This window comes from Pseudoalteromonas neustonica (assembly GCF_001653135.1).
Classification (GTDB): Bacteria; Pseudomonadota; Gammaproteobacteria; order Enterobacterales; family Alteromonadaceae; genus Pseudoalteromonas; species Pseudoalteromonas neustonica.
The window spans coordinates 280,657-304,883 of the sequence record NZ_BDDS01000001.1; the positions used below are offsets into that span (position 1 = coordinate 280,657).

Genomic DNA, 24,227 nt, shown 5'->3' on the forward strand with positions numbered 1-24,227 from the left:
ATGTGGGCAGATACTGCAGTTTCGGGCTACACCCAGAAGAAAAATACAACGCAATAGTAGCGGTGCAACGTGATTCAGGTCGAAAGGAGAAACAAAATTGGAATATAGGGTCACCCGTCTGAGTCAAATTATTTAGGTATTTTTTAATTTTTTACGGTACATTTTTATTTTTACGCACTCCTTAAAGTAGTTAAAATTTATATGCGTCATGTTTAATTAGCTTGTTACGTATTCTTCACTAATCAAATTAAAAACTGACTATACGGTATTAAGTTGTAAATAAAGTAATAGCTCTAGTTGTTTTTCGCTACAAAATACAACACTTGTTAACATTTTATTGGTTGTTACTGTATAATTAAGCTGCATTGGATATTTACCTTTGCGGTTTTTTTATCTCTAGGGTTTTGTTTATGAAGTGCTTTCTATTTTTATTTTTGCTGCTCAGTAGCCAGTTAAAGGCGCAGCAACCACTTATAATCGATATTATCAGCAGTGAAAACTTTAGTGAGCGTTATACGGCTTTTTTAAATGGTCGCGATGTAATGGATGTTACAGATTTTAATCCGAGTACAGATGGTTCACATCTTGAGATTGTTGAAATGATATTGCTCCAGCAAGCGCTGTATTTGGGAGGGGAAACTAAAAAAGTGGTATTTCGCCCGCAAACTTGGGTAAATTCGACGGAGTTTGATTCTTTAATTGACGGCAGTAGTTTAATGCTCGCACGTACCATCTGGCACGAAGACTTACTGGATTATCGAGGCTCTCTTTATGTAAGTGATGCCGTTATAGAGTTTGGCCAATATGAAGCTGGTTTATATGTATCAGTAGATAATAAACGCGCGCAGGAATTAAAGCCTTCAGAGTTAAATCAATTGACGGTTGTAGTCAACCCACGTTGGCATGTCGATTGGCGAGCGTTGGTAAATACCCCGATAAGCGTAATTAGCTATATTGGTCCTTGGGAAGATATGTTAGCCATGGTTGAAACACAGGTTGTAGATGCAATGATGATCAACTTTAGCGTTAGCGATCATTTAGATCTTAATTTTGAAGGCAAGCTATTCACACCACTAAAAAAATTAAAAGTAATTTTACCTGATACACGGCATTTTGCTGTGAGTAAAGCTCACCCTCAAGGCAAGCAGGTTGCCCAGGCATTAAAGCGCGGTTTGAAAGTATTGACTAAGCGAGGAGTGATCAAAAAAGCCTTGCAGCAATCGGGCTTTATTAACCAACAAACAATTGATTGGCAAGTGATAAATCAACAAATGATAGTGCCTAGATTATGATAAGAAAAACGTGTTTATTTTGTTTATGCTTTATTTTTATTATTCATACAGGCGTATTGTTTGGATCGACAGATGCCGAAGATAAGGAACAATTAGATTTTTATTATGCCAAGCTCAAAGCGGATGTAAGCATTGATAACACGCTGCATGTTATGACCTATTTAGCGCGGCTACGTCAACTTTCTATTAGCCAAAATGCCAAAGAGATTGAAATAGAAAGCTACTTTTTAGAAGCGATGATTAAGCGTCGTTATGGTGCTTACGGAGACGGTGTAAAATTAAACCATTACGCTCTTAAATTGGCTAAATCGGCTGGCAATGAGGAGTATACAGCGTGGGCGTATTTGCATTTAGCACATTTAGAGCTTGAATTAGAACGTTTCACGTTAGCGCTCGATTATATTCAATATCCAATTGATTTTTATAAAAATAACAATGCAAACTATGCTGCTTTGATGTTTCTTTGGCAAAGTAAAATATATTTAAGAATGGGAAGTTATTACCAAGCATTACAAGCGAATAGTGAAGCCTTGAAGGTCGTAACAAGCTCTATGAATATTTATTCTGAATTAGCTATTAATCAGGCTGAAATTCTACTTAAACTGGGTAATATCGAGGCCGCAAAATTAGCATTGAGTTTGGTTGACTTAAAAAAATTAGGTGGCTCAAAAGCGCGTATCAAATTGCATTATTATTTAGCATTAGCCAATAGTCATTTACAGACTGGTGGCTTAAACCAAGCAATTGAAATTGCATTGGCTCAATTGGAAAACCCTATTAACCTTCGCTTTTTAGAAGAACAAGCACGGTTACAATATTTAATTGCTATCGCGTATCGCCAGCAGAGTGATTATAAATTAGCGTATAAATATTTAAAACGTTACGCATTAAGCAAAGATGCGCTTAGTTTACAACGTCGTAACAATAAAGTACTCCAACTTGAATCTCATTATAAATTTGATTTACAAAATCAGGAGCTTAAGTTACTTGGTAAAGATAATATTTTAAAGGAACAGCGTTTAGATCAGCAGCAACAAGCGTTTACTAATCATAGATTGCAACAACAGCGATGGGTGCTAGGTGCCGTACTATTGTTTAGTATAGTTGGCTTTGTTTATTGGCGATGGCAGAACCAACGCTATCTAGTGGTATTAAAACAACGGGTAGCCGAACGAACGCAAGAGTTGGCCAAAAGTAATGAGCGTTTAAAGGCAATGAGCTTTACTGATAGTTTGACGGACTTACATAATCGCCATTATTTTTTTAGTGTTATTAATGAGTTACTAGTAGATTTTAATTCATTGCCTGATAATACTGAGCTTCAACGTTTAGTGTTCGCATTAATTGATATTGATAAATTTAAAAACATTAATGATAGCTTTGGGCACAGTGTTGGGGATCAAGTTTTGGAACAATTTTCTCACTTATTAAAGCAACAAGTACGAAGCGATGATTTACTCATACGATGGGGTGGTGAAGAGTTTTTACTTGTAATGAAAAACACCAGTTATGATGAAGCTGCGCATACTGTTGAGAAAATACGCGCCGAGATTGCTGATCACTTGTTTACGTTAAATAACGGTGAAAGTTTGCATGCAACATGCTCTATTGGTTTTGCTAGTTATCCATTACTAGGCACTAAGCCTCAATTATTTAGTTGGGAGCAAATAATTGAACTTGCAGATGGCGGTTTATATTTAGCTAAAGAGAACCAGCGTAATGCATGGGTTGGCATTAAAGCAAGTGACTCAACTTCGCATCAGCAAAGCGAAGATGTCGTTAAAAATTACCGCGTGTATTTAGAACAGCGCACGCTACATGTTACTACTAACATTGAAAGAACATTAAAATATTAGTCTAAATGGAATTAACCTAAGGCGTTTATGGGTATACTGCTGGGAATTAAAAAGTTATAAAACGGTCTCTTTGTGCTACCTGTTGAAGAAGTTTACCCACAATTAGTTACTACGTTACACGATAACCCTATCGCATTATTACAAGCACCACCGGGTGCAGGTAAGTCAACGTGGCTGCCATTACAATTAATGCGCGACGGGCACTTTAAGCGCATTGTAATGCTAGAGCCACGACGCTTAGCAGCGCGAAATATTGCTAATTACTTAGCGCAATGCCAAAACGAAAATGTGGGTCAAAGTATTGGCTTACGTATTAGGCAAGAAACCAAAGTCAGTGCTAATACATGCCTTGAAATAGTCACTGAGGGTATGCTTACCCGCATGCTACAAAACGACCCTGAGCTCAGTGATGTTGATTTATTGATCTTTGATGAGTTCCATGAGCGCTCGATAGCCGCAGATACGGCATTAGCATTTGCACTCGAATCGCAAGCCGCGCTTCGTGATGATTTAACTATTTTACTGATGTCGGCAACCCTTGATAGTGAACGCTATCAGCATTTTTTTGATTGCCCAATTATTCGCTCTAGCGGACGCAGTTTCCCCATTGACGAAGCCTATATACCGGTTAAAGATGAAAGTCGCTGGCTTGATGCTATTCCTGCTGTTATCAAACACGCATTAGATGAACAAGCGGGGAGTGCATTAGTGTTTTTACCCGGTCAGCGAGAAATAAACCGCGTACAGCAAGCGCTCGCTGATTTGCCCGCTGATTGCCATGTATTTACTTTATTTGGTGAGCAAGATAAAAGCGCGCAACAAGCTGCGATTGCTCCTGCACAAAAAGGCACGCGTAAAATCGTCCTGACAACCAATGTCGCTGAAACCAGCTTAACCATTGAAGGTATTCGAATAGTGGTTGATAGCGGCAAACGTCGCGTTGCCAGTTTTAATCTAAAAACGGGTGTGACAGAGCTCACCACACAAAGTATTTCACGTTCATCGGCAGTGCAACGGGCAGGGCGGGCTGGGCGAATTGAGCCCGGAATTGTCTACCGGTTAGGATCAAAACAAACTTTTGAGCGGCGTAATAGCCACGACGCACCTGAAATTTTAAGTGCTGATATCAGCCAGTTACTATTAGAGGCTAAATGTTGGGGAGCTGAGCTAAGTGATTTAAGCTTGTTAGATAGACCGACAGAGCAGCAAGTTCAGCAAGCGACTAAGTTATTGCAAATGTTAGAAGCGCTCGATAGCAATAACAAGTTGACCTCACTTGGCACCCAAATGCTGGGTTTTGGTGCGGATATTCGCTTAGCGCACATGCTAATTAAAGCAAAGCAGCTAGAGTCGAAAATGCCGGGTATTTATACCTTAGCGGCGTATTTAGTTGCCCTGCTAGAAAGCCGTGTCAATCACGTTGCAGATTTAAGTTTAGCGCTGCACAGTCAACATGCGCGGCCACACCCAATATTTAAACAGCAACTTAAGTTTTGGTTAAAACGTTTAAAGCTAAATGAAACACGCGAACTAAAAACCAATTATTTAGCTTTGCTGGTGGCATTAGCCTTCCCAGATCGCCTGGCTAAAAAGCGCGGCAATGGTTATTTACTTGCCAATGGCGCAGGTGCTGAGTTAAATACAGAGTACTGGCATAACGATGATTACCTTGCCATTGCTAATATGGGGGGGTATAAAGGCGGCCGCATTTTTTCCGGCATTGTGTTTACTCCCACAGAGATAGAGAATGATCTAGGGCACTTATTTAGTGAACAAACCCGCTGTGAATTTGATGAAAAAGCAGGACGTTTTATTCATCAAGATGAAGTGAAGCTAGGAGCAATAACAGTGTCGAGTCAGCCAAGTAAACACCGACTTGATAAAAGTGAGCGTGCAAAAGCGTGGTTAGCGTTATTTCACAAACAGGGTTTTGAATTATTTAATGAGCAAAATGACAGTGATCAGTTACTCACACGTATGTGTTTAGCCAGTCGTTTAATACCTGAGCAGTTTCCTGTAATAACTAAGCAAGACTTAATCGATAACGCACAAGCGTGGTTAAGTGTTTATCTTGAAGATATAAAAACGTTAGAACAACTCAAAAAATTTAATTACTTTAGTGCGTTGCAAAGTTGCTTTAATTGGCAGCAGCAAAGTGCATTAAATGATTTATTACCATTGAGAGTCACAGTGCCTAGTGGCTCAAATGTGCGGATTGAATATCAGCTTGATGGCCCCGCTAAACTCAGTGTACGTATGCAAGAGGTGTACGGTATGCTTAGCACACCGTTATTAGCACAAGGTAAGTTACCATTATTGATGGAGCTACTATCACCAGCAAGACGACCATTACAACTGACACAAAATCTCGCCAACTTTTGGCAAGGTAGCTATCGCGACGTGCAAAAAGAAATGAAAGGCCGTTATCCAAAACATTTTTGGCCTGATGATCCAGCAACCAGTATTGCGACCAGTAAAGTAAAAAGTAAGATGTGAAGTCGTTGTTAGTTTACTTAAGGTTGAACTAAAGATTGGTCGAAAAGTCACCTCAGTTTAAGCTGAGGTGCTTTATCTCAGTGCTTGATAGCTAATCACTATTTTAACCTTCAAACAGCTGATTTATAATTAGCTCTTTAACTTTTTCTTTCTCTAGCGGTAGCAAATTGGAGGTAATTGAAAACCCCTCAATAAAAGGGATGAGCAATGATACCAATTCTTTGCTTCTTTGCTCCTGAAAACCGAGAGAGATTAGGAGTGTAATGAGTTCATTACTGCATTGCTGATAGTAATTATCAAGACTAGCCTGTACCTTTTCTGAACGGCATGCAATGGCCCAAATTTCTCGAATCACTTCGCACCAACCTTGAAGATCATCGAGTGAAAGCAAGTTAATCATATAACTTTTTATAGCGTCAGGGTTATTTTCCACATTACTCTCTTGGACTGAGCTGCGAATATGACTGAGGCAAATTTCGAGATATGAATCAATAACACTACTAATTAAGCCGTCTCTATCACCAAAGTGATACTGTACATTACTTAAAGTAACGCCGCTTTGTTCAGCAACTTTCCTTAATGTCACACCGTGATTGCCATGTTCAGAGAGCATTTTTGTCGCGGTCTTAATAATTACTTCTTTATTCGATTTAATTTTCATCACAGCCATTCTCTTAATTGATTTCCATATCTTTTATTGTTGCTTAGTTGTCATTCGAGCAATCATAACATAGCGCATCAAGTAGGTTTATCAGTAAACAATATATTTCGTTTTTATAACATTGGGTTGACACTTTAGGTCGGTTGACCTAGTGTGTGTATACTTTCTGTTTCTCTATAAGGAAATTACAGTGGGAATTAAGTACATTGTGATTATTGACGGTGGCAGCTCATGCACAGGTTAGTATTGATTGCTGTATGCAGCGTAAGTAGTAGTAGCTACGCCAATTTGTATGTTCAACCTAATCTAACAAGTAGCTTTGGTTACAACATTGCAGAAAATTATGCTACAGAGCAAAGAATTGCGGTTGGGACAAAACTTGAATACAGCACTGAGCAGTTGAGTTTTACCTTTGATGGCAGGTTAGAGCATGACTTTGTCTACAGTGATAATGAGCGTTTTAGCATTGCAGCCGAAGATCAATATGGATCGCGAGCAATTATCGAAGAGGCGTATGTTTCAGGGGAATTAGGCCTGAGCTTTTGGTCATTTGGTTATCAAAAGGTAGTGTGGGGCGAAGCCGACGATTTACGTATTGTTGATGTTATTAATCCATTGGATTTTAAAAGCTTTATTTTGTTTGATATCGACGATTATCGTGTGGCTGTGCCAATGTTAAAAGTGGACTATGAGTACGATAACGGCGATACGTTAAACTTTATTACCACTATTGAACAACGTAGTAATGAATACCCAGCCTCGGGTGCAGAGTTTGGCAATAACTATTACCCAAATAGTGAAAGCAGTGAGTGGGGGAAGTACGAACTAGGTTTGCGTTATAACATGTTTGTTCATGACACAGATATCAGCTTGTACGCATTTCACGGTTACCAAGATGATCCCGTATTGAATGCAACGGCTAGTGAACGGCCTGACTATTCCTATGAAAAGTTTTCAATGCTAGGAACTAGTTTGAGCAAGCCAATAGATGCCTTCGTGCTTCGGACTGAGCTTGCCTACTTTGATAATTACACAGTTAATGATAGTGCGTTACAGCACAAAGACGTCAACAAGTTGGAAGCATTAGTGGGCTTGGATTATCGCTACAAAGATTGGACTACAACAGTTCAGTATACCAATCAATTGCTCAATGGTTGGCAACCCACGTATATGATCCCTGAATCTGCACCAATTTACACAGCCTCAGCAGAGCGGGGTTTCTTTGCTAATCAAGTTTACTTACGCGCGGCATTAAGTTACGTCGATAACCAAGGTGGTGGGCTTTTATCCCAGCTAAAACTAACTTACAAGCCCAATCAATATTGGCTACTAAAGCTAAACCTCGATCTCATCGATGGTGAGCAAGCGAATTATTTAGGTGCACAGCAGCAGCGTGATCGCATTTGGCTTGCTGCAACATATTATTTTTAAGGAGAAAAAATGAAACTAACACATATTTTGGCCTCAGCTGGCATTTTGTTAAGTGTATTTGCAGATGCTTCGGCTAATGACGCAAATAACATTTTACAACAGGTGCGTGATCGCAATGACGGTAAAGATTACATGTCCACGGTGACTTTGAAAACGCTAAGCGATGATAGTCTGCTTAATCAGCGACAGTTTTATATGTTGCAAAAAGATATAGATCAAGACGAAGTAATGGTTTTGGCTATCAAAGCCCCCGCAGATGTGCGCGATATTAGTTTTTTGATGCGCAGCTTTGATGAAGGTACGGCGCAGGAAGACGAGCAGTGGATGTACCTTCCGGCATTTAGAAAAGTAAGACGTATTTCTGCGACGGATAAACGTGGCGCTTTTATGGGCAGCGAATATTCGTATTACGATTTAGATAAATTGCGCGTCACTGATTTTGACTCAAAAATTGTAAAAAGCGAAAGCGTAAATGACGTTGAGACACATGTCATTGAGCGTACTCCAAAATCACAAGATGTTATAAATAAGTCGGGATACTACAAGTTGGTAACTTGGGTTGATAAAGACAGAAAGTTAATTTTGAAACAGCAATACTTTGATGCAAAAGGTATTTTATTCAAGCAACTGAATGTTGGTAAAGTTGATAAAATTCAAGGGTTTTGGACGATTACGGCATCAACTATGACAAATTTTATTGAAAATAAAAAAAGCACTTTTTTGTTTCATGAGACGCTTTATAACCAAGGTATTGAAGATGCCATTTTCAGAAAGTCGAAACTTAAACGAGGCATAAAAGACAGCGATGTTGCAGAGTTAATTAAAATCTCTGAATTAGAATAAGGAATTGACATGTTAGAAAAATATCTAGATTTTGTGTTTAAGTACCCAAAATCAATATTAGCCTTGCTAGTACTTATTACAGCTTACTTTCTGGTTGCTTCTGCTAATTTGAGTGAAGATAACAACCCTTATTTTTTACCGCAGGATCACCCTGCTCGCAGTACAATTTTTGACTTAAGAGAGGAGTTTACGGGCACATACGACTCTGTAATGATCGCTCTGCACAATGATAATACAGTTTTCAATCAAGCTTCGATTAACGCTATTTTTGATCTATCACGCGCAGCTGAAAGAATGAACTACGTTGATCAAAGCGATGCGCAAATGCTTAAAGAGCTGCAATCTGCCTACCCAGAAAACCGTCAACTAATAACCAGTATTGATGTAATTTTGGCGGATGGCATGACCCCAAATGACGGTTTACTCGCGCGTGAACTTGTCAGTCAATCAGCTACTTGGCAATTGACAGACAAGCAGCAACGCAATTTACGAGTTTTTGCTGAACGCATTGACCCCGTTAGAGAAATGGCGGGTTTGTCATCAACTGAAAATGTCTTTTTAGATGAACATGGTACTATGTTTGCGCAAGAAACAGTGAATCAGCGCAATCAAGATATCGAGTTTGTTAAAAATGCAGTCCAAGATAACGAGCTCATTGAGTATGGTCCAATTTCACCGGATGGAAAAGTTGCACTTATTGTTGTTGAGTTAAGTATTTTAGAAGATGATGCCATTGGCCAAGTGCGTGCATATGAGGCGTTTAAACAGCTTGTTAGTGATTACCAAGAGGCTCACCCTGAACTTAAAGATGATATTTATATCAGTGGAGTTCCGGTATTTTTTGCTGCACAAAAGCAAGTGATAGACCACGACTTTGCGACTTTACTGCCGATCGTTATTTTATTAATTACGGTAATTTTAGCGGTATTCTTTAAGACCATTTTAGGTGTTGTTATCCCCTTAATAAACGTTGTGATGTGTACAGTGTGGACAATGGGCATGATGGCCATTGTAAATGCGCCATTAGATGTGATCACCGCCATCCTGCCGGTATTTTTATTAACCATCTGCTTATCTGATGCGATACACGTTATGGCTGAGTATTACCATCAGAAGAAAATCAATAAATCTCGCTTAGTGGCTATTCGCAAAGCGATGATCTTAATGGTGTCCCCAGTTGTATTAACCACAATAACAACCTGCTTGACCTTTACAATGTCAACGTCATCTAGTATTGAAAGCTTGCGCAACTTTGGCTTGTTTATATCGTTTGGTATGTTTGTTGCGCTGATTATTTCTTTATTATTGATCCCAGCTTTACTCGCTCTTTTCCCGAACAAAGACATCATAGCGACACCACAAACAACACAAAGTAGTGGTGATGTGAGTGAAAAATATTTTATTAGTCGCTTACTTGTGCGCACGTTAACACCTGTTATGGCTAATCGAAAAGTGTTCTCAGTGGTTTTTCTTGGGCTTTTTGCTGGCTCTTGCTTTTTGGCTTCGCAAGTGCGTGTTGATGATATGGGATCGGGTTACTTTCCAGAACAAAGTGATTTTAGGATCTCCGACGATTTTATAAATAATCACATTGCGGGTACCAGCCCTGGTTGGATCGAAGTGGATACAGGTATAAAAGGTGGTGCATTGACTCTTGAAGTTGCACATTTTATTGACCAATTAGAGCAACACATTCATCAGCACAGTACAGTGAATTACAGCTACTCTTTGGCGCGCTATGTAAGGCGTATTAATTACACATTGAATGACTTTGATCCTCAGTACAATCGTCTACCCAATGAAGTTGAGCGCTTTACTGAAATTGATGAAGATACAAAGCAAACTTATGAAGTTGAAATTGCCGGCAGTGATATCATCAGGCAGTCTATTTTAATGTTTGAAAATAGTGGCGGTTCTGATGTCACAAATGTACTAAACGAAGACTTTTCTAAAACCGTGTTGCTTTACACACTAGGAACAACGGTGGCAAATGACTATCAATCTTTCTTAGATCACACTTTACCATGGATTGAAAAAAACAAACCGGAAGGAGTGAAAATTACACACGCAGGTTCGCCAATCATATGGACTGCTGTGTTAGATGCGTTAGTGAAAAGTCAAACTGTGAGCGCTTCTATTGCATTAATAACAGTGTTGCTTGTCATGATCATATGGTTTAAATCGATTCGCCTAGGTTTAGCAGGCACCTTGCCTTTATTGTCTACAGTGATGATTTATTTTGCATTGATGACGGTATTAAACATTGAGCTGAACATCGGGACGGCCATTATTTCATTTTTAGTACTTGGCATTGTTGATTACTCAGTGCATTACATCTTGAGGATCCAACATGAAATACAAAATGGTCACAGTATTAACCACGCCTTATTAAATGCAATGAGGGTAAGTGGCAGGGCGATTATTGCTAATGTCTTGGTGTTCAGTATTGGATTTATTGCTTTGTTGTTTTCTCAGCACAAAGCACTGATTGATCTAGGTACATTAGTGGGGTTATCACTGCTAATTAGCGGTATGGTTACGTTATTTGTCATTACTTTATTCGCACCTTGGTTTTTCAAGGGGGAGCTTAAAGCCAGTGAATCACAAAGCGCAGTCGGGATATTGACCCCTGAAAGTTAAAATATAAAGACTATATGCTAGCCTAGATAAAATAATAAAGCCGTATCGGGTGATGCGGCTTTAGATTAAAGTGAGAAGAGGTAAAATACACTCTACTAAAGGTAAAATCCTGCATTTTGAGGTGGCTTAGGTATAACACCATCTCGTTTTCCTTATATACTCATACATTTTCTTTGATAGCTCTATAATAAAATTAACTATAATGCAGTGCTTTATGATAAAAAAGATAAGTTAAATTAAATACTTATTTTTTCATAAACAAGGAGTTATTTAATGCCACATTTTATTATCGATTGCTCGCAGAGTATCTTGGCCTATCATGATGAAGATACTATTAATGAGCAAATTTACCATACTGTAAACGCCTCGGGGTTGTTTGCTGAGCATGAAATTAAAGTCAGGGTAAACCCGTATAATCGTTATTTAGTGGGCAATAAACAGCACGAATTTATCCATGTTTTTGGCCATATAATGGAAGGTCGAACAACGGCTCAAAAAGCTGAATTATCAAAAGTGATAGTGACCAAACTTACTCAGATGTTCCCGCATATCGATAACATTGCGATGAATGTGAGTGACTTTGAAAAGGCCACTTATTGTAATAAAAATCAACTCGAAAATAAGGAAGTATAATACGTGATCAAGCTCAGGTCATTTCAACCAAACGATGTCTTATTGCTTATTAAGTATCTTAATAATTTACAAGTTACTCACTTTTTATCATCGAAAATACCTAGCCCATATACTGAAGAGGATGCGCGCTGGTGGATTGAAAAAGGCTGCATATTAAGTAACGCATGGGCGATTGAACTCGATGGGCAATGTGTTGGTTGCATAGGAGCAATGAAAGGAGAGTTTGAATATAGTAAATCAGCCGAAATAGGCTACTGGCTGGCTCAAGAATATTGGGGGCAAGGAGTTGTTACAACAGCTTTAGCGTTATTAATTGCACAACTACAAGCAACTGAGGTTGTGCGTTTGCATGCCGTTGTCTTTGAAAATAACTTACGTTCAGCAAAGGTGCTTGAAAAAAATGGTTTTTTGAAAGAGGGCTGCTTACATAAAGCTATATATAAAAATGATCGTTTTTATAATGCACTAATTTACGGCAAAGTTGTACAGTAATATATTTTAATTTAATGCGCTTATAATACATAATAAAAAGGAACTTTAAATGAGAAATCTCATCGCTATTTTATGTTTAATTACAGCTACGCTCTCTTGGGCGCAGGCACCTAAAGTTATCGATGTGTCAAAAGAAATTGAACCGACTACAAGCTGGTTAGAAGAGGTTGATAGTGGTAAGTATGCAGCTAGCTGGCAACAGGCGGGTGCGTTTTTTCAAGAAAATGTCCCCCAGACACTTTGGGTATCTAAGCTAGAGCAAGTTCGCAGGCCACTTGGCGCTGTTAAATCTCGTGAAGGCGTGAGCCGTCAAGTATTAACCTCCATACCACAATTACCAGATGGTGATTATGTGATTTTAGAGTTCCAAACTGATTTTGAAAATAAAGCACAATCCATTGAAACAGTGATGTTAAAAAAATCTGCGGAGCAATGGTCGGTAATTGGTTATTTTATTCAATAGAAAATACTTAATCTATTATTTAGATATTTATGATGGAAACAATCGCGAGCTGGGCTTAATTCTAGGGGAGGGGATAGAGTTAATCTACATACTAACAGCCTTACAAGCATATGCTTGTAAGGCCATAAATGCTTATTTTTTGCCGATTAATTCTTCGACAATTGCATTCATTTCAAGTGGCATTTGCGCCAAGATAGACTCATTGTCATTAGCTAGAACAAGATCTTTCTCGATATAAGAAACAACCTCTAGATCTTTAACGTTAATAATTCCTCCAAATGCAGTAACGCGTCTTACGCCAGGGACTGGAATACCACCGCTGCTATCTACGTGAAGAACAATTACATTTTCAAAAGAAAAGTTTTTATCATCAATAACACCAGAGCTCTTTAACGCTTTAGTTAGTTTATCCATTGAGTACTGTAAGTCGGTTGCTATTCTTTCACCATAGTAATTGATTTTGTAATCACCTTTATTTGCGCCTCTACGCATACTTTCGCCAAGTGTCCATGACAGATTGCCTACTACGCTATAAAGTTGCTGTGCAGAAATAACAGAAGCACCATACTTACCAGCTACACCAGCTGTAATAGCTAGACCAACCTCAGTATCATTTCCAGGTACGCCGTGTAGTGATACTGGGAAAATTAACGCTGGGTTATTGGTTGATATCGCGATAGGTAGTTCGTATTTATCATTTGTTTTTAGTTCAGTTGACATACAACCGGTTAAAACAAGAGTGGCAGAAAGAGTAACTGTAGTGAGTAGTTTTTTTAGATAAGCGGACATATTGGTTCCTTTTAAATATTTATTTGCTTCCATGGGCGGCGATTATACAAATGAATTATTATTAGGCAATTATTAAGTTTTGAAAAAAGATGGCAAGGAATATATTATTCAGTAAATCACAATTAATTTTACCTGCGAGTGCTGCAAATTAGCCTGTTTAATTTATTTTATTGACTTAAAGGGGATAGGTTTTAAAGGTGAAAAAATTTCACGTTAGTTGCTTTTGTGTTTGTTGTTATGTTATATTGTAGCGTTTTGAGTTTTGTTCGCAAGCTATTCTCAATATAAATGAAACTATTTTTAATTTTTAAATTTAATTATCAATTAGTTTAACGGAAACAGATTAGCAATAAGGGAAAAATACGACATATAACTTTTACTAACTATTTATGTATTAACGTAGTAGAGCTTAAGTGAAGTAGTAAGGTGTTCCCCAAGTATGCGGCACTCGGTATTAGTCCTGAAACCAGAAGGTCTCAGGGCGGGAATCTGCGGTTTGCCGTAGGCTTCTCGGTACATGCCGAGCTTGCACAATAGCAGACGAACAGAAACCCTAACATAAAATTTATCGGCTCAGGGACTTAACCCAGCTCCAACACCCTAGGGAACAAATTAAGTATATAAGACATAAGCCAATCCTTACACCCCAAATTCAAAATAATTGTACTGTTCGAAGGTTTTTTCAGCATTGGTAACTGACTATTTACTTTTCGGATTGCTTTTTGACCTCAATCATACAATTAATTGGAGTTGCTATTTATCGAGTGGTAGCATTAACTTAATTAGCCAAGTGAAGATGCCAGCATGAACGAATTACCAGATTACCAGCAAGTCCAATTACTATTGGAAAAAAACGAAATTTTTGTCACTCCTTCAGAAGCGCATGGCGTGATCAGTGGGTTATTAGCCTGTGGTTTGAGTATTGAAGCCAAAGAGTACCTAGGCTTATTAAGCGATGTGTTTAATGATGGTCAATCATTTAGCCATGATCTGAAAGAATTTTTTGCTGTTATTTATAAGCAAGTCGTAGAGAGCTTTAACGATGAAGAATTTCAATTTGATTTATTTTTACCAAGCGATGACGAAACTTTAGTCGATCAAGCCAATGGTCTAGTGTCTTGGGTTGCAGGATTTATGCTTGGTTTTGGCTTAAAGCAAAAAGACTATGGCAAATTATCAGCTGACGTCAAAGAAGTGATCAGTGATTTTAGCGAAATTACCCGCTTAGATACCATGTTTGACGAAACTGAAGAGGACAGCCAAGCATTGCACGAAGTGATTGAGTATGTGCGTGTATCTGCACTTTTATGCTTTGCGGAACTTGGCCAAGAGCCAGCGCCAAAAAGCACTAAAAAAACACTTCATTAAGTGACAACATACCTTAATGTTAAAATGTACCTTAACGTTAAAAAACACTAAAAGCAGGGTTTACAATGCCAACAGTTAGTATAGAAAAAGCAGAGTTTAAAGCACGCAGAGAGCGTTTACTGGCCATGATGGAGCCAAATAGCGTAGCAATTATTCCAGCGGCAAACGAAGTAACTCGAAGCAGAGATACTGAGTATGCGTTTCGCCAAGATAGTGACTTTTTCTATTTAACTGGTTTTAATGAACCCGATGCTGTGTTGGTACTGAGTCCAAGCAGTGAAACACCAAGTACGTTATTTTGTTTGAACAAAGATAAGTTGGCAGAAATTTGGCACGGCCGACGAATCGGTTTTGAAAAAGCCAAAAAAGATTATTTATTCGACCAAACATGTGCACTGAGTGAGCTAACTGAACAATTATTGAATTTGGTGAACGGCCAGCAGATTTTATTTTATGCACAAGGCACTTACCCGCAATTTGACGATAAAGTGTGGGAATTATTAAATACCCTACGTGGCGCACCTAAAAAAGGTTACAAAGCACCGCACACTATTAAAGATATTCGTGGTTTAGTGCACGAAATGCGATTATTTAAATCGCCAGCTGAAGTGCGCATTATGCGTGAGTCTTGTGAAATAAGTACACAAGGTCATATGCGTGCTATGCAATTTGCAAAGCCCGGTGCTACTGAGTATCAATTAGAAGCGGAGCTTCATCATCATTACGCAATGCATGGTGCACGCCATCCTGCGTACGGCACTATTGTTGGCAGTGGCGATAACGCTAATATATTGCATTACACCGCAAACAGCGATGTGCTTACCAATGGTGATCTAGTGCTGATTGATTCTGGTGCAGAACTACACGGTTACGCGGCGGATATTACTCGTACTTTCCCAATCAATGGCAAATTTAGTGAACCACAAGCCGCGCTTTATACAATTGTACTTGCTGCGCAAGAAGCGGCATTTACTGAAGTAAGACCCGGTGGTACGCTTTCAAAAGCAAATAAACTGGCTATGAAAGTACTTACGCAAGGTTTACTTGATTTAGGTATTCTGCAAGGCGATTTACAAGAGCTGTTAGACAATCAAGCATGCAAAGCATTTTATATGCATGGTCTAGGTCATTGGCTTGGTTTAGATGTACATGATGTAGGTGATTACAAAAAAGACGAAAAAGAACGCCCGTTTGAACCTGGTATGGTATTGACTATAGAACCTGGGCTTTATATTAGTTTAGATGCTAAAGCACCTGAGCAATATAAAGGCATTGGCATTCGTATTGAAGATAATCTGTTAGTGACTGAGCAAGGTCATGAAAACCTGACAGCGAGTGCGCCCAAAAGTATCAGCGAAATTGAAGCCTTAATGAAAAAACAAGCAACTAATCGCTAGGAGCAGCGCGTGGCAGAGCAGTTTGATGTAGTTATTGTTGGTGGCGGTTTAGCGGGTGCCAGTTGTGCGTTAAGCTTGGCTAAACATGCGCCAAACCTCAGCATTGCCGTAGTTGAGGCTAATCAAATAAATGCTGACTATCACCCTAGTTTTGATGATCGTAGCATTGCGCTAGCCCAGCAATCTGTACAGTTTTTAAAGGGGTTACAGGTGTTTGACCCCGATATTGGTTTTGCTACTGCGATTAAAAAAGTATCCGTATCGGATCGTGGGCATTTTGGAAAAACTCATATTAATTGTGATGAGTTTGCTCAACCTGCACTGGGTTATGTGGTTGAAGTTAATCCATTTGGCCGCTCACTTCATAATCAGCTCACCAATTCACACATTAAACTGTTTTGTCCTGACAGTATCGCGAGCTTAAACTACACAAGTGACAATGCACAGATCACCTTACAATCAGGCAATAGTTTAAATGCCAAGTTAGTGGTTGTTGCCGATGGAGCGCAGTCGCCAACGCGCGAATTAGCGAAGATAGACTTTGCAACCCAGCCATATTCGCAAGGGGCAATCATTGCCAATATCGAAGTGGCAGATGGCCACCATAATCATGCCTTTGAACGCTTTACTGAGCATGGGCCAATGGCATTATTACCCATGAGTAATAACCGTTATTCGTTAGTGTGGTGTATGGATAAAACGGATATTGACGATCACCTAAAGCTAAGTGAAGATGCTTTTATTAATGCTCTACAAAGTGCGTTTGGCTATCGTGGCGGGCTATTTAGTAAAGTGGGTATGCGCGCAAGTTACCCGTTAGTGTATGGCCGTGCAGAGTCTTTTAGTAGTCATCGAACAGTACTTATTGGCAATGCTGGGCATGCAATTCATCCTATTGCAGGACAAGGATTTAATTTAGGTTTGCGTGATGTACAGCTGTTATGTGAGCTAATAACAAGTGAATTAGTAAAAAGTGAATCAGCAATCGGCAGCTACGCATTTACACGTGAATATGCCAAGCAACGTAATCAAGATATTAATACCGTAATGACGCTAACGGATTCTTTAGTGCGGTTATTTTCAAACTCATCACGGGTACTGGCATTTGGCCGCAGCTGCGGTTTATTCTCCATGGATTTATGTTCCTCATTAAAAACCCCATTGGCAAAGCAATTAATGGGGCAAGTAAAACAAGGTAAACGACTATGAAGCAAGCACAAGTATGTGTTGTGGGCGGTGGCTGTGTAGGCTTAACGCTCGCATTAGGGTTAGCCAAAGCGAATATCAGCGTGGTCGTAATAGATGCTGCGTCAAAGCAGGTATTGCCTGGCGATGAATATGGTTTACGAGTAAGTGCATTAAGCCTTGCTAGCCAAGCGTTATTTGAATCCCTCAATGTATGGCCAGAAATTATAGCAAAGCGGGCGCGCGCTTATACCCATATGGATGTACGCGACCAAGACAGTTTTGGTAAAATTGCTTTTAACAGCGATGAGCTAGATTTACCTCATTTAGGCCATATAATCGAAAACGATGTTATTCGTTATGCATTGATCAAAGAGCTAGAAAATCATAGCCAAGCAACTTTATTATTTGATACTCGTTACCAACAAATTCATCAAAGTGACAATGACGTATTTGTTACTTTAGATTCAGGGGAGCCGGTGATAGCGAAATTACTGGTGGCGGCTGATGGTGCAAATTCAGCAATTCGCAAACAGTTTAACTTGCCAATTACCTTTAAAGATTACGACCATAACGCTATTGTCGCGACGGTTAAAACCGCTGAGCCACATAATAATATAGCTCGCCAAGTATTTTTACCAACAGGGCCATTAGCATTTTTACCATTGCCAGATGCCAACACTCATTCAATTGTATGGTCAACAAGTCCTGAGCACTGCCAAACGTTATTAGCAATGGATAACAACGATTTTAATAAAGCGATAATGGCCGCTTTAGATAGCCAATGTGGGTTATGTGAAGTGCAAAGTGAGCGTGCTGCGTTTCCATTAACAATGCGTTATGCGCAAACGTGGGTAGAAGGTAAAGTAGTGTTAATAGGCGATGCTGCCCACACCATTCACCCGTTAGCTGGGCTTGGTATGAATTTAGGCCTCAAAGATGCCGCTTACTTAATTGAGCTGCTAAGCCAACAACATAAAGAGTTTGCAAGTTCACGTACTCTGCGTGATTACGAACGCACCCGTAAACTCGACGCGCAAAAGCACATAGCCATGATGCAAGGCTTAAAAGAACTTTTTGAAGGCACTAACCCGCTTAAAAAACTAGTGCGAGGGGTGGGTTTAAGTTTAGTTGATAACCTAGGCCCAATTAAGCATCTGTTTGCAAAGCAAGCGATAGGGAAGTAAGGGTAGTTTGCGAGAGTAAGGCTTTTGAGGGCAAGGTTAGTGGCTTTTTTATACGAGTGACTTTTGCCTCAGGCGTTTTCTGTATTCACTCGGTGTTGCGCCTTTTAGCATTAAAAAGCGCCGATTAAAGTTTGAAATATTTTTAAATCCACATTGGTCGCTAATGGCGGTGATTGATCGGTTTGTATTAATTAATTCTTTACACGCATGACCAATTCTCAATTGGTTAATAAACTCTGTTAATGTGCGCTCCATGCGTTTTTTAAAAAAACGATGAAAGTGGTTGGTACTCATATGCGCCATAATAGCCAACTGCTCGGCGCACAATGTTTCAGTATAATGTCGGTAAATATAATCTATTACTTTATCAAATTTATCGTGCGCTTGATGGGTGTGCGTTGACACGCTAAAGGTTGAACTCGATAACATTCTTGCGCTGTGCTCTTTGCTCATTTCCCTTAATAATGCAAGCAACCCTAGATATTGTTCAAAAGGTTCGCTGGCTTCAATTTTTTCAAAGTATTGCTTGGCAATGACCGCTGTTTGCCTTGAAAATTTAAGCCCTCGTTGTGATGCAATCAATAGTGCTTCTAAAACAGCTAATTCAGGGTGGTTACTGACATGTTGGCTAAGCCATTTTTTTGGTATTTGCGCTACATGCACAATTTGCACACTGTTATCTGAGTTGGGGGATGATTGCCAAGTATGCGGTAAATCAGGGCCTAAAATGACTAAATCAAGATCATCATACGGTGCAATATAATCACCAATATGGCAAACGCCTTGGCTATTGAGCGTTAAACAGATCTCAAATTCAGGATGGTAGTGCCAGTTAAAAGGGATGTAATCTAAGCTGTACTTACAATATCGCCATGATGAGTTGTTGCTTGGGATGACCTTTTCACACATTGCCCGCATGACTTAATTCCTAGGGTTATTATTCTCGCTTCTATTTGAACAATTTATACTCTTAGGTGTGATACTTATCTATTCATAATTAGTATTAACCTATCGTTATGTTGTGTGATTTATGGTTTTTTAGCTCGATTTTTCAACATTCCTACAAATTATCCGATCGAAAAGTATCATAACTGGTGAGAATTGTACCTCTTAGTACGTGTTGTGCACGGTAGTCTAGTTTCGCTATCAAAAACAATAAATAGAGGGACTAGGAATGAAAAGCACAAACAACAAGGCACCATTAAAATTGTCAACATTGGCGATATGTATCTCAGCGTTATATATCACCCCGATGACATTTGCAGCAAATGAAACACAAGCAGAAAGTGACATTGAAACCATTGAAGTGCGTGGCATTCGCCGCTCACTTGAAGCATCAATGAACACTAAACGTTTTGCCGATGGTGTAGTTGATGCGATCACCGCAGAGGATATCGGTAAATTTCCGGATAAAAACATTGGTGATGCGCTGCAACGTATCTCGGGTGTCACGGTTGACCGCCAATACGGTGAAGTAAATGGTGTGACTATTCGAGGTACTGCACCAGAGCAATCAAGAGTACTGTTAAATGGGCAAACTGTTGCAAGTACCTCATGGTACGACTTAGGCCCAGCCACTCGTACTTTTAATATGGAGCTGTTATCAGCCGAGCAAGTATCGGGTGTTGCAGTGTATAAAACCCCTGAAGCAAACATCGAAGAAGGCGCTCTCGGTGGTACGGTTAATTTAACGACACGTAAGCCGCTTGATTTAGATTCTAATACGCTAATGGTATCAGCTGAGCTGGCACAAAGTTCATTGTATGATGAAACAGATCCTGGCGCATCAGTTCTGGCTAGCTGGAAAAATGATGACGAAAAATTTGGTATTTTAGCGGCGTATTCTTATGAGCAATTAACTTCTGGGCGTCATGTACTTGAGTCAATTGGTGGATATTACGAGTACTTTGCAGCAGATCAAGCAACAGGGCAAGATTCAACCGTTGGTGCATGGAGCCTAGGGTCGCAGGCATTTAAATCAGAGCGTGAACGTACCAGCGCACAATTAACAGCACAGTTTGCGCCAACTGATAACCTGGAGTTTGTACTTGATTATTTTCGCTTTGAATTTGATAACCCGCATGTAAACCATAATTTTTTAACAGTTGGCGCGCGTGGTGCGGGCTCTACCAACGTAACTAATAATGGATTAGGCGGTACTGAACGAGCAACTATTACACCTGCGTATGCCTCTATTATTTATAACCCAGTAGTACGCAATGCGGTTAATATGAAAGCGGATGTACTTAATTTATCAGGTAAGTATCAAGGTGACGGTTTTGAAGTAAGTGGTGTGATTGGTAAATCTACATCAGACGGCGGCACGCAATTTGGCGCATCATCTTGGTGGATCCCAGCTTCAGATGAAGGCGGTAAAATAGGCGATCCGGCATTTCCAAATGGCCAAAACAGCACAGATGGCGGTTTTACTTATGATGCTACTGGCCCATATCAAGTATGGTTAACATCCCTTGATGCTACAGATGCAAGCAAGTTTAAGCATGCACAAGAGGCTAATTTTGACACCACAGTACAAGAGCATAATGTAAGTTACGCACAGGCTGACCTTAAATTTGAACTCGATGGTGACACCTTTACCGCAATTAAAGCGGGTATCAAATTTAATAGCAGCGAATTTTCACGTGTAGCTTTTAATCGTAACCCAGATGAAGTGCTCGGTTTTGTTCCTGATGGTAATCTAGCAAATTGGAGTGATGGTGTATTATCTGGGCTACATTCTCAAAGTGCTGGACATACATTAAATGCGTATGCGTCACTTGATACAAATAAGTGGTGGGACTTTATTAGTGGTAAATACGCGGCAGGCGAGTTAACAGAAGTTGCCAACCTAGGGAATACGTTCTCGGTAGATGAAGATATTATCGCTATTTACGCTAAAGCCGATTTTAGCGGCGAAAACTATCGGGGTAATGTTGGCCTGCGTTATGTAGAAACAGAGCAAACCTCCAGAGGTTATGCAGGTGGTGCCGTTTATAACAAGACCGTTGATTATAGTAACCTGCTACCAAGTGTAAATTTTGCCTATGACTTATCGGATGAGATTATTTTACGTGCTGCTGCATCGCAAGTTATGTCGCGAGCAAACTACAGTGATTTAAAACCAGGCTTAGCAATTAACGCCAACTTTGGTAGTGCGACTGGCGGTAACCCAGATCTAAAACCATACGAAGCAAACCAAGCTGATATCGGGATTGAATATTACTTTACTGAAGCATCAATGGCCTCCGCTGGGTTTTTTACCAAACAAATTGACAACGTTGTCTTTTCAACTGAAGGCGTTGAGTTTGTTGATGGGTGTGGTGCAAGTGCGGATCTGTACGATAAATGCCGCGTTACTCGTCCACGTAGTAATGGCGAAGGCTCTGTAAATGGTCTTGAGTTACAACTACAGCATAGTTTTGATAATGGTTTTGGTGTAGTCACCAACTACACCTATGTAGACAGCGAAACAACTACACCAAGTGGCTCTAAAGAAATGGTGCCTGGGGTGTCTGAAAATAGCTTTAATGCATCACTTTTCTTTGAGAACGACATAATAATTACCCGTTTAGCTTATAACTGGCGTAGTGAATGGATTGGTGTTGGTGCAGCGCAAGCGGTTAAGAATGATGATTATCAGCAACTTGATGCTTCTATTATTTGGCATGCGATGGAAAACTTAGATGTTAGTCTGGAAGGCGTAAACTTAACTAACGAAGTAGTGCAATCATACGATACTAACTTTGCTTTAACGCAAAATACCATCGAGTTTGGCTCACGTTATTACCTTGGCGTAAGTTATAAATTTTAATAAGGATAAAAGGCCGCCGTTTGGCGGCCTTTTATATTTAACTTATGGCAATCATAAATAAATTAGTTATCTTAGGTGGTGGTAGCGCAGGATGGATGTGCGCTGCGTATTTATCTAAACAGCATCCAAAGCTGGATATTACGGTTGTTGAATCAAGTAAAATTGGCAGTATCGGTGTTGGTGAAGGTTCAACACCACACTTAAAAACGTTTATGGATACATTGGGGGTTAGTGAACAGCAATGGATGCCTCAGTGTGATGCAAGCTACAAAGCCGGAATTTATTTTAACAATTGGAATGGTGATGAACGCCGCTATTTTCACCCGTTTTATAGCCAAATGGATGAAAAAACGGCCGAGGTATATTGTGTAAATGCCAATGCCAGAAGGCGCGGCAATGGTGATTGGCAAGCACCCGATGATTACTTTTTAACAGGCCACATAGCAAAACACAATTTAAGCCCAAAAGTGCATACGCCAATGCTTAAAGAGCAAACCTATGGCTATCATTTTGATGCCACTAAACTTGCTGCTGTATTAAAAGCCTATGCGCAAGAAAAGGCCGTTAAACATATTGATGGTGAATTTAGCCAAGCGCAGTTAAGTGAGTGCGGCAATATTGTCGGCATTACGCTTATTGATGGTCGACAGGTTAACGGTGACTTTTTTATTGATGCTAGCGGCTTTAATGCATTATTAATTGAGCAAACTCTAAAAACCCCTTTTAACTCATTTGCGAATGAGCTACTTAACGATAGCGCAGTCGCTGTAGCAACTCCTGTAACTGCGGATGGCGTTATTTCATGTGCCACCCAATCAACAGCGTTAAGTGCTGGATGGTCTTGGCAAATTCCCCTCACCAGTCGCACTGGTAACGGCTATGTGTATAGCTCAAAACACATCACTGGCGAACAAGCCCAGTCTGAACTTGCAGATCAATTAAATATAGATGCACAAAATAGCGCTTTTCGGCATTTAAAAATGAAAGTGGGGTGTATGCAGTCAGCTTGGCAAAAAAATGTCATGGCGATTGGTTTGGCGCACAGTTTTATTGAGCCTATTGAAGCGACGTCTTTGATGGTGACTCAGCACAGTATTAAATTATTTAGCCAAGCATTAGTAAAGCTGCAAAACAACGAGCAACCATTAGCATTGACCGAGCACGTTAATCAGCAATTACATCAATTAGTGTACGGGATTAAAGATTATGTGGTGGCGCATTATGCAACCAGTCAGCGCACCAACAGCAGCTATTGGCTAGCTGCAACGCAATTAACGCATAGTTCCAACGCATTAAAATCATTATTAATCGCATGGCTTAATGGCGATGATTTTGACGTTTACTTATCAAAGCATGCTCAACAACAGGTTTATTTTAGGCCAAGTTGGTATTGCTTGCTCGGTGGTATGGATTTTAAAAGTGAGCGTTGTCAGCAGGTATTTGATCCCGCATCCACTGCAATAAATAATGCGGCAAAAGCATATTTAAATGAGTTGTGTGATCAGCACTGCGAACCACATGCAAAGCAACTGCATACGATGAAAAATCAATATAGCACATCGGCTAAAGTGGGTTGAAAAGTACCAATAAGCCGTAGAGCAGTGCCGCATGGTTTATTTTAAAGTGGCAGACTTAACCAATTAAGAGTGGTGATTAACTATTCCCTTGAATCATTTTGTTTGT

At 39.7% G+C, this 24,227-nt stretch carries 18 protein-coding genes and 1 other RNA gene; 15 read left to right on the forward strand and 4 right to left on the reverse strand.

All coding sequences use genetic code 11. From position 1 onward, the window contains the following. Window positions 1-410: 410 nt before the first annotated feature. The 3 genes from A7967_RS01235 (at window position 411) to hrpB (ending at window position 5,644) form a co-directional block, all read left to right on the forward strand. Window positions 411-1,292 (forward strand): transporter substrate-binding domain-containing protein, encoded by an 882-nt coding sequence (locus tag A7967_RS01235; RefSeq protein WP_054205573.1) that lies wholly within the window; start codon window positions 411-413, stop codon window positions 1,290-1,292. Next, window positions 1,289-3,148: a tetratricopeptide repeat-containing diguanylate cyclase gene (locus tag A7967_RS01240; RefSeq protein WP_054205574.1), complete on the forward strand. Its 1,860-nt coding sequence runs from the start codon at window positions 1,289-1,291 to the stop codon at window positions 3,146-3,148. The genes A7967_RS01235 and A7967_RS01240 overlap by 4 nt, the downstream gene beginning before the upstream one ends. A 72-nt stretch (window positions 3,149-3,220) precedes the next feature. Further along, window positions 3,221-5,644, forward strand: a complete 2,424-nt coding sequence (hrpB, locus tag A7967_RS01245; protein WP_064435261.1) for an ATP-dependent helicase HrpB — start codon at window positions 3,221-3,223, stop codon at window positions 5,642-5,644. A 103-nt stretch (window positions 5,645-5,747) separates the two neighbouring features. Here hrpB and A7967_RS01250 read toward each other — a convergent pair whose 3' ends face one another. Then, on the reverse strand, window positions 5,748-6,305 hold the full coding sequence (locus tag A7967_RS01250) for a TetR/AcrR family transcriptional regulator (protein WP_167349688.1): 558 nt from the start codon (window positions 6,303-6,305) through the stop codon (window positions 5,748-5,750). Between the two features lie 231 nt (window positions 6,306-6,536). On the opposite strand from A7967_RS01250, the gene A7967_RS01255 reads away from it, so the two are divergent. The 6 genes from A7967_RS01255 (at window position 6,537) to A7967_RS01280 (ending at window position 12,807) form a co-directional block, all read left to right on the forward strand. Further along, window positions 6,537-7,736, forward strand: a complete 1,200-nt coding sequence (locus A7967_RS01255; protein WP_064435263.1) for a DUF1302 domain-containing protein — start codon at window positions 6,537-6,539, stop codon at window positions 7,734-7,736. A 9-nt stretch (window positions 7,737-7,745) separates the two neighbouring features. After that, window positions 7,746-8,579 carry an outer membrane lipoprotein-sorting protein gene (locus A7967_RS01260; RefSeq protein ID WP_064435264.1) on the forward strand — a complete coding sequence of 278 codons (834 nt, stop codon included), beginning with the start codon at window positions 7,746-7,748 and terminating at the stop codon, window positions 8,577-8,579. 9 nt (window positions 8,580-8,588) lie between these two features. Continuing rightward, complete coding sequence (locus A7967_RS01265; RefSeq protein WP_064435265.1) at window positions 8,589-11,219, forward strand: efflux RND transporter permease subunit; 2,631 nt, start codon at window positions 8,589-8,591, stop codon at window positions 11,217-11,219. Between the two features lie 273 nt (window positions 11,220-11,492). Then, window positions 11,493-11,852, forward strand: a complete 360-nt coding sequence (locus A7967_RS01270; RefSeq protein ID WP_064435266.1) for a 5-carboxymethyl-2-hydroxymuconate Delta-isomerase — start codon at window positions 11,493-11,495, stop codon at window positions 11,850-11,852. A 3-nt stretch (window positions 11,853-11,855) separates the two neighbouring features. Next, a complete protein-coding gene (locus tag A7967_RS01275; protein ID WP_064435267.1) occupies window positions 11,856-12,344 on the forward strand; it encodes a GNAT family N-acetyltransferase in 489 nt (162 codons plus the stop codon). Window positions 12,345-12,393: 49 nt separating this feature from the next. Next, window positions 12,394-12,807: a DUF4019 domain-containing protein gene (locus A7967_RS01280; RefSeq protein WP_054205582.1), complete on the forward strand. Its 414-nt coding sequence runs from the start codon at window positions 12,394-12,396 to the stop codon at window positions 12,805-12,807. A 132-nt stretch (window positions 12,808-12,939) separates the two neighbouring features. On the opposite strand, the gene A7967_RS01285 is transcribed toward A7967_RS01280, so the two are convergent. Next, entirely contained in the window at window positions 12,940-13,596 is a 657-nt protein-coding gene (locus tag A7967_RS01285) for a hypothetical protein (RefSeq protein WP_054205583.1), read from the reverse strand. Between the two features lie 426 nt (window positions 13,597-14,022). Further along, window positions 14,023-14,206, reverse strand: a non-coding RNA gene (ssrS, locus tag A7967_RS01290) — 6S RNA. A 194-nt stretch (window positions 14,207-14,400) separates the two neighbouring features. On the opposite strand from ssrS, the gene A7967_RS01295 reads away from it, so the two are divergent. The 4 genes from A7967_RS01295 (at window position 14,401) to A7967_RS01310 (ending at window position 18,733) form a co-directional block, all read left to right on the forward strand. Beyond that, window positions 14,401-14,964, forward strand: coding sequence for a UPF0149 family protein (locus tag A7967_RS01295; RefSeq protein ID WP_064435268.1), 564 nt, complete (start codon window positions 14,401-14,403; stop codon window positions 14,962-14,964). A gap of 65 nt (window positions 14,965-15,029) precedes the next feature. After that, the gene (gene pepP, locus A7967_RS01300; protein ID WP_064435269.1) at window positions 15,030-16,361 is read left to right on the forward strand and encodes a Xaa-Pro aminopeptidase; all 1,332 of its coding nucleotides are present in this window, start codon (window positions 15,030-15,032) and stop codon (window positions 16,359-16,361) included. A 9-nt stretch (window positions 16,362-16,370) separates the two neighbouring features. After that, on the forward strand, window positions 16,371-17,570 hold the full coding sequence (gene ubiH / locus A7967_RS01305; protein ID WP_064435270.1) for a 2-octaprenyl-6-methoxyphenyl hydroxylase: 1,200 nt from the start codon (window positions 16,371-16,373) through the stop codon (window positions 17,568-17,570). Beyond that, on the forward strand, window positions 17,567-18,733 hold the full coding sequence (locus A7967_RS01310) for an FAD-dependent monooxygenase (RefSeq protein WP_064435271.1): 1,167 nt from the start codon (window positions 17,567-17,569) through the stop codon (window positions 18,731-18,733). The genes ubiH and A7967_RS01310 overlap by 4 nt, the downstream gene beginning before the upstream one ends. A gap of 48 nt (window positions 18,734-18,781) precedes the next feature. On the opposite strand, the gene A7967_RS01315 is transcribed toward A7967_RS01310, so the two are convergent. After that, on the reverse strand, window positions 18,782-19,651 hold the full coding sequence (locus A7967_RS01315) for a helix-turn-helix domain-containing protein (RefSeq protein ID WP_054205588.1): 870 nt from the start codon (window positions 19,649-19,651) through the stop codon (window positions 18,782-18,784). Window positions 19,652-19,907: 256 nt separating this feature from the next. Here A7967_RS01315 and A7967_RS01320 point away from each other — a divergent pair, with 256 nt between their 5' ends. Then, a complete protein-coding gene (locus tag A7967_RS01320) occupies window positions 19,908-22,544 on the forward strand; it encodes a TonB-dependent receptor (protein WP_064435272.1) in 2,637 nt (878 codons plus the stop codon). A gap of 44 nt (window positions 22,545-22,588) precedes the next feature. Continuing rightward, window positions 22,589-24,121, forward strand: a complete 1,533-nt coding sequence (locus A7967_RS01325; protein ID WP_064435273.1) for a tryptophan halogenase family protein — start codon at window positions 22,589-22,591, stop codon at window positions 24,119-24,121. The last annotated feature ends 106 nt before the right edge of the window (window positions 24,122-24,227 follow it).

Excerpts from the sequence above, each read along its gene's own strand:
- A7967_RS01250 (WP_167349688.1), bottom strand. The coding sequence starts at position 6,305 with ATGAAAATTAAATCGAATAAAGAAGTAATTATTAAGACCGCGACAAAA.
- A7967_RS01255 (WP_064435263.1), top strand. The coding sequence starts at position 6,537 with ATGCACAGGTTAGTATTGATTGCTGTATGCAGCGTAAGTAGTAGTAGC.
- A7967_RS01315 (WP_054205588.1), bottom strand. The coding sequence starts at position 19,651 with ATGCGGGCAATGTGTGAAAAGGTCATCCCAAGCAACAACTCATCATGG.
- A7967_RS01280 (WP_054205582.1), top strand. The coding sequence starts at position 12,394 with ATGAGAAATCTCATCGCTATTTTATGTTTAATTACAGCTACGCTCTCT.
- A7967_RS01320 (WP_064435272.1), top strand. The coding sequence starts at position 19,908 with ATGAAAAGCACAAACAACAAGGCACCATTAAAATTGTCAACATTGGCG.
- A7967_RS01325 (WP_064435273.1), top strand. The coding sequence starts at position 22,589 with ATGGCAATCATAAATAAATTAGTTATCTTAGGTGGTGGTAGCGCAGGA.
- pepP (WP_064435269.1), top strand. The coding sequence starts at position 15,030 with ATGCCAACAGTTAGTATAGAAAAAGCAGAGTTTAAAGCACGCAGAGAG.
- A7967_RS01235 (WP_054205573.1), top strand. The coding sequence starts at position 411 with ATGAAGTGCTTTCTATTTTTATTTTTGCTGCTCAGTAGCCAGTTAAAG.
- A7967_RS01240 (WP_054205574.1), top strand. The coding sequence starts at position 1,289 with ATGATAAGAAAAACGTGTTTATTTTGTTTATGCTTTATTTTTATTATT.
- A7967_RS01260 (WP_064435264.1), top strand. The coding sequence starts at position 7,746 with ATGAAACTAACACATATTTTGGCCTCAGCTGGCATTTTGTTAAGTGTA.
- A7967_RS01265 (WP_064435265.1), top strand. The coding sequence starts at position 8,589 with ATGTTAGAAAAATATCTAGATTTTGTGTTTAAGTACCCAAAATCAATA.
- A7967_RS01285 (WP_054205583.1), bottom strand. The coding sequence starts at position 13,596 with ATGTCCGCTTATCTAAAAAAACTACTCACTACAGTTACTCTTTCTGCC.
- A7967_RS01270 (WP_064435266.1), top strand. The coding sequence starts at position 11,493 with ATGCCACATTTTATTATCGATTGCTCGCAGAGTATCTTGGCCTATCAT.
- A7967_RS01295 (WP_064435268.1), top strand. The coding sequence starts at position 14,401 with ATGAACGAATTACCAGATTACCAGCAAGTCCAATTACTATTGGAAAAA.
- A7967_RS01310 (WP_064435271.1), top strand. The coding sequence starts at position 17,567 with ATGAAGCAAGCACAAGTATGTGTTGTGGGCGGTGGCTGTGTAGGCTTA.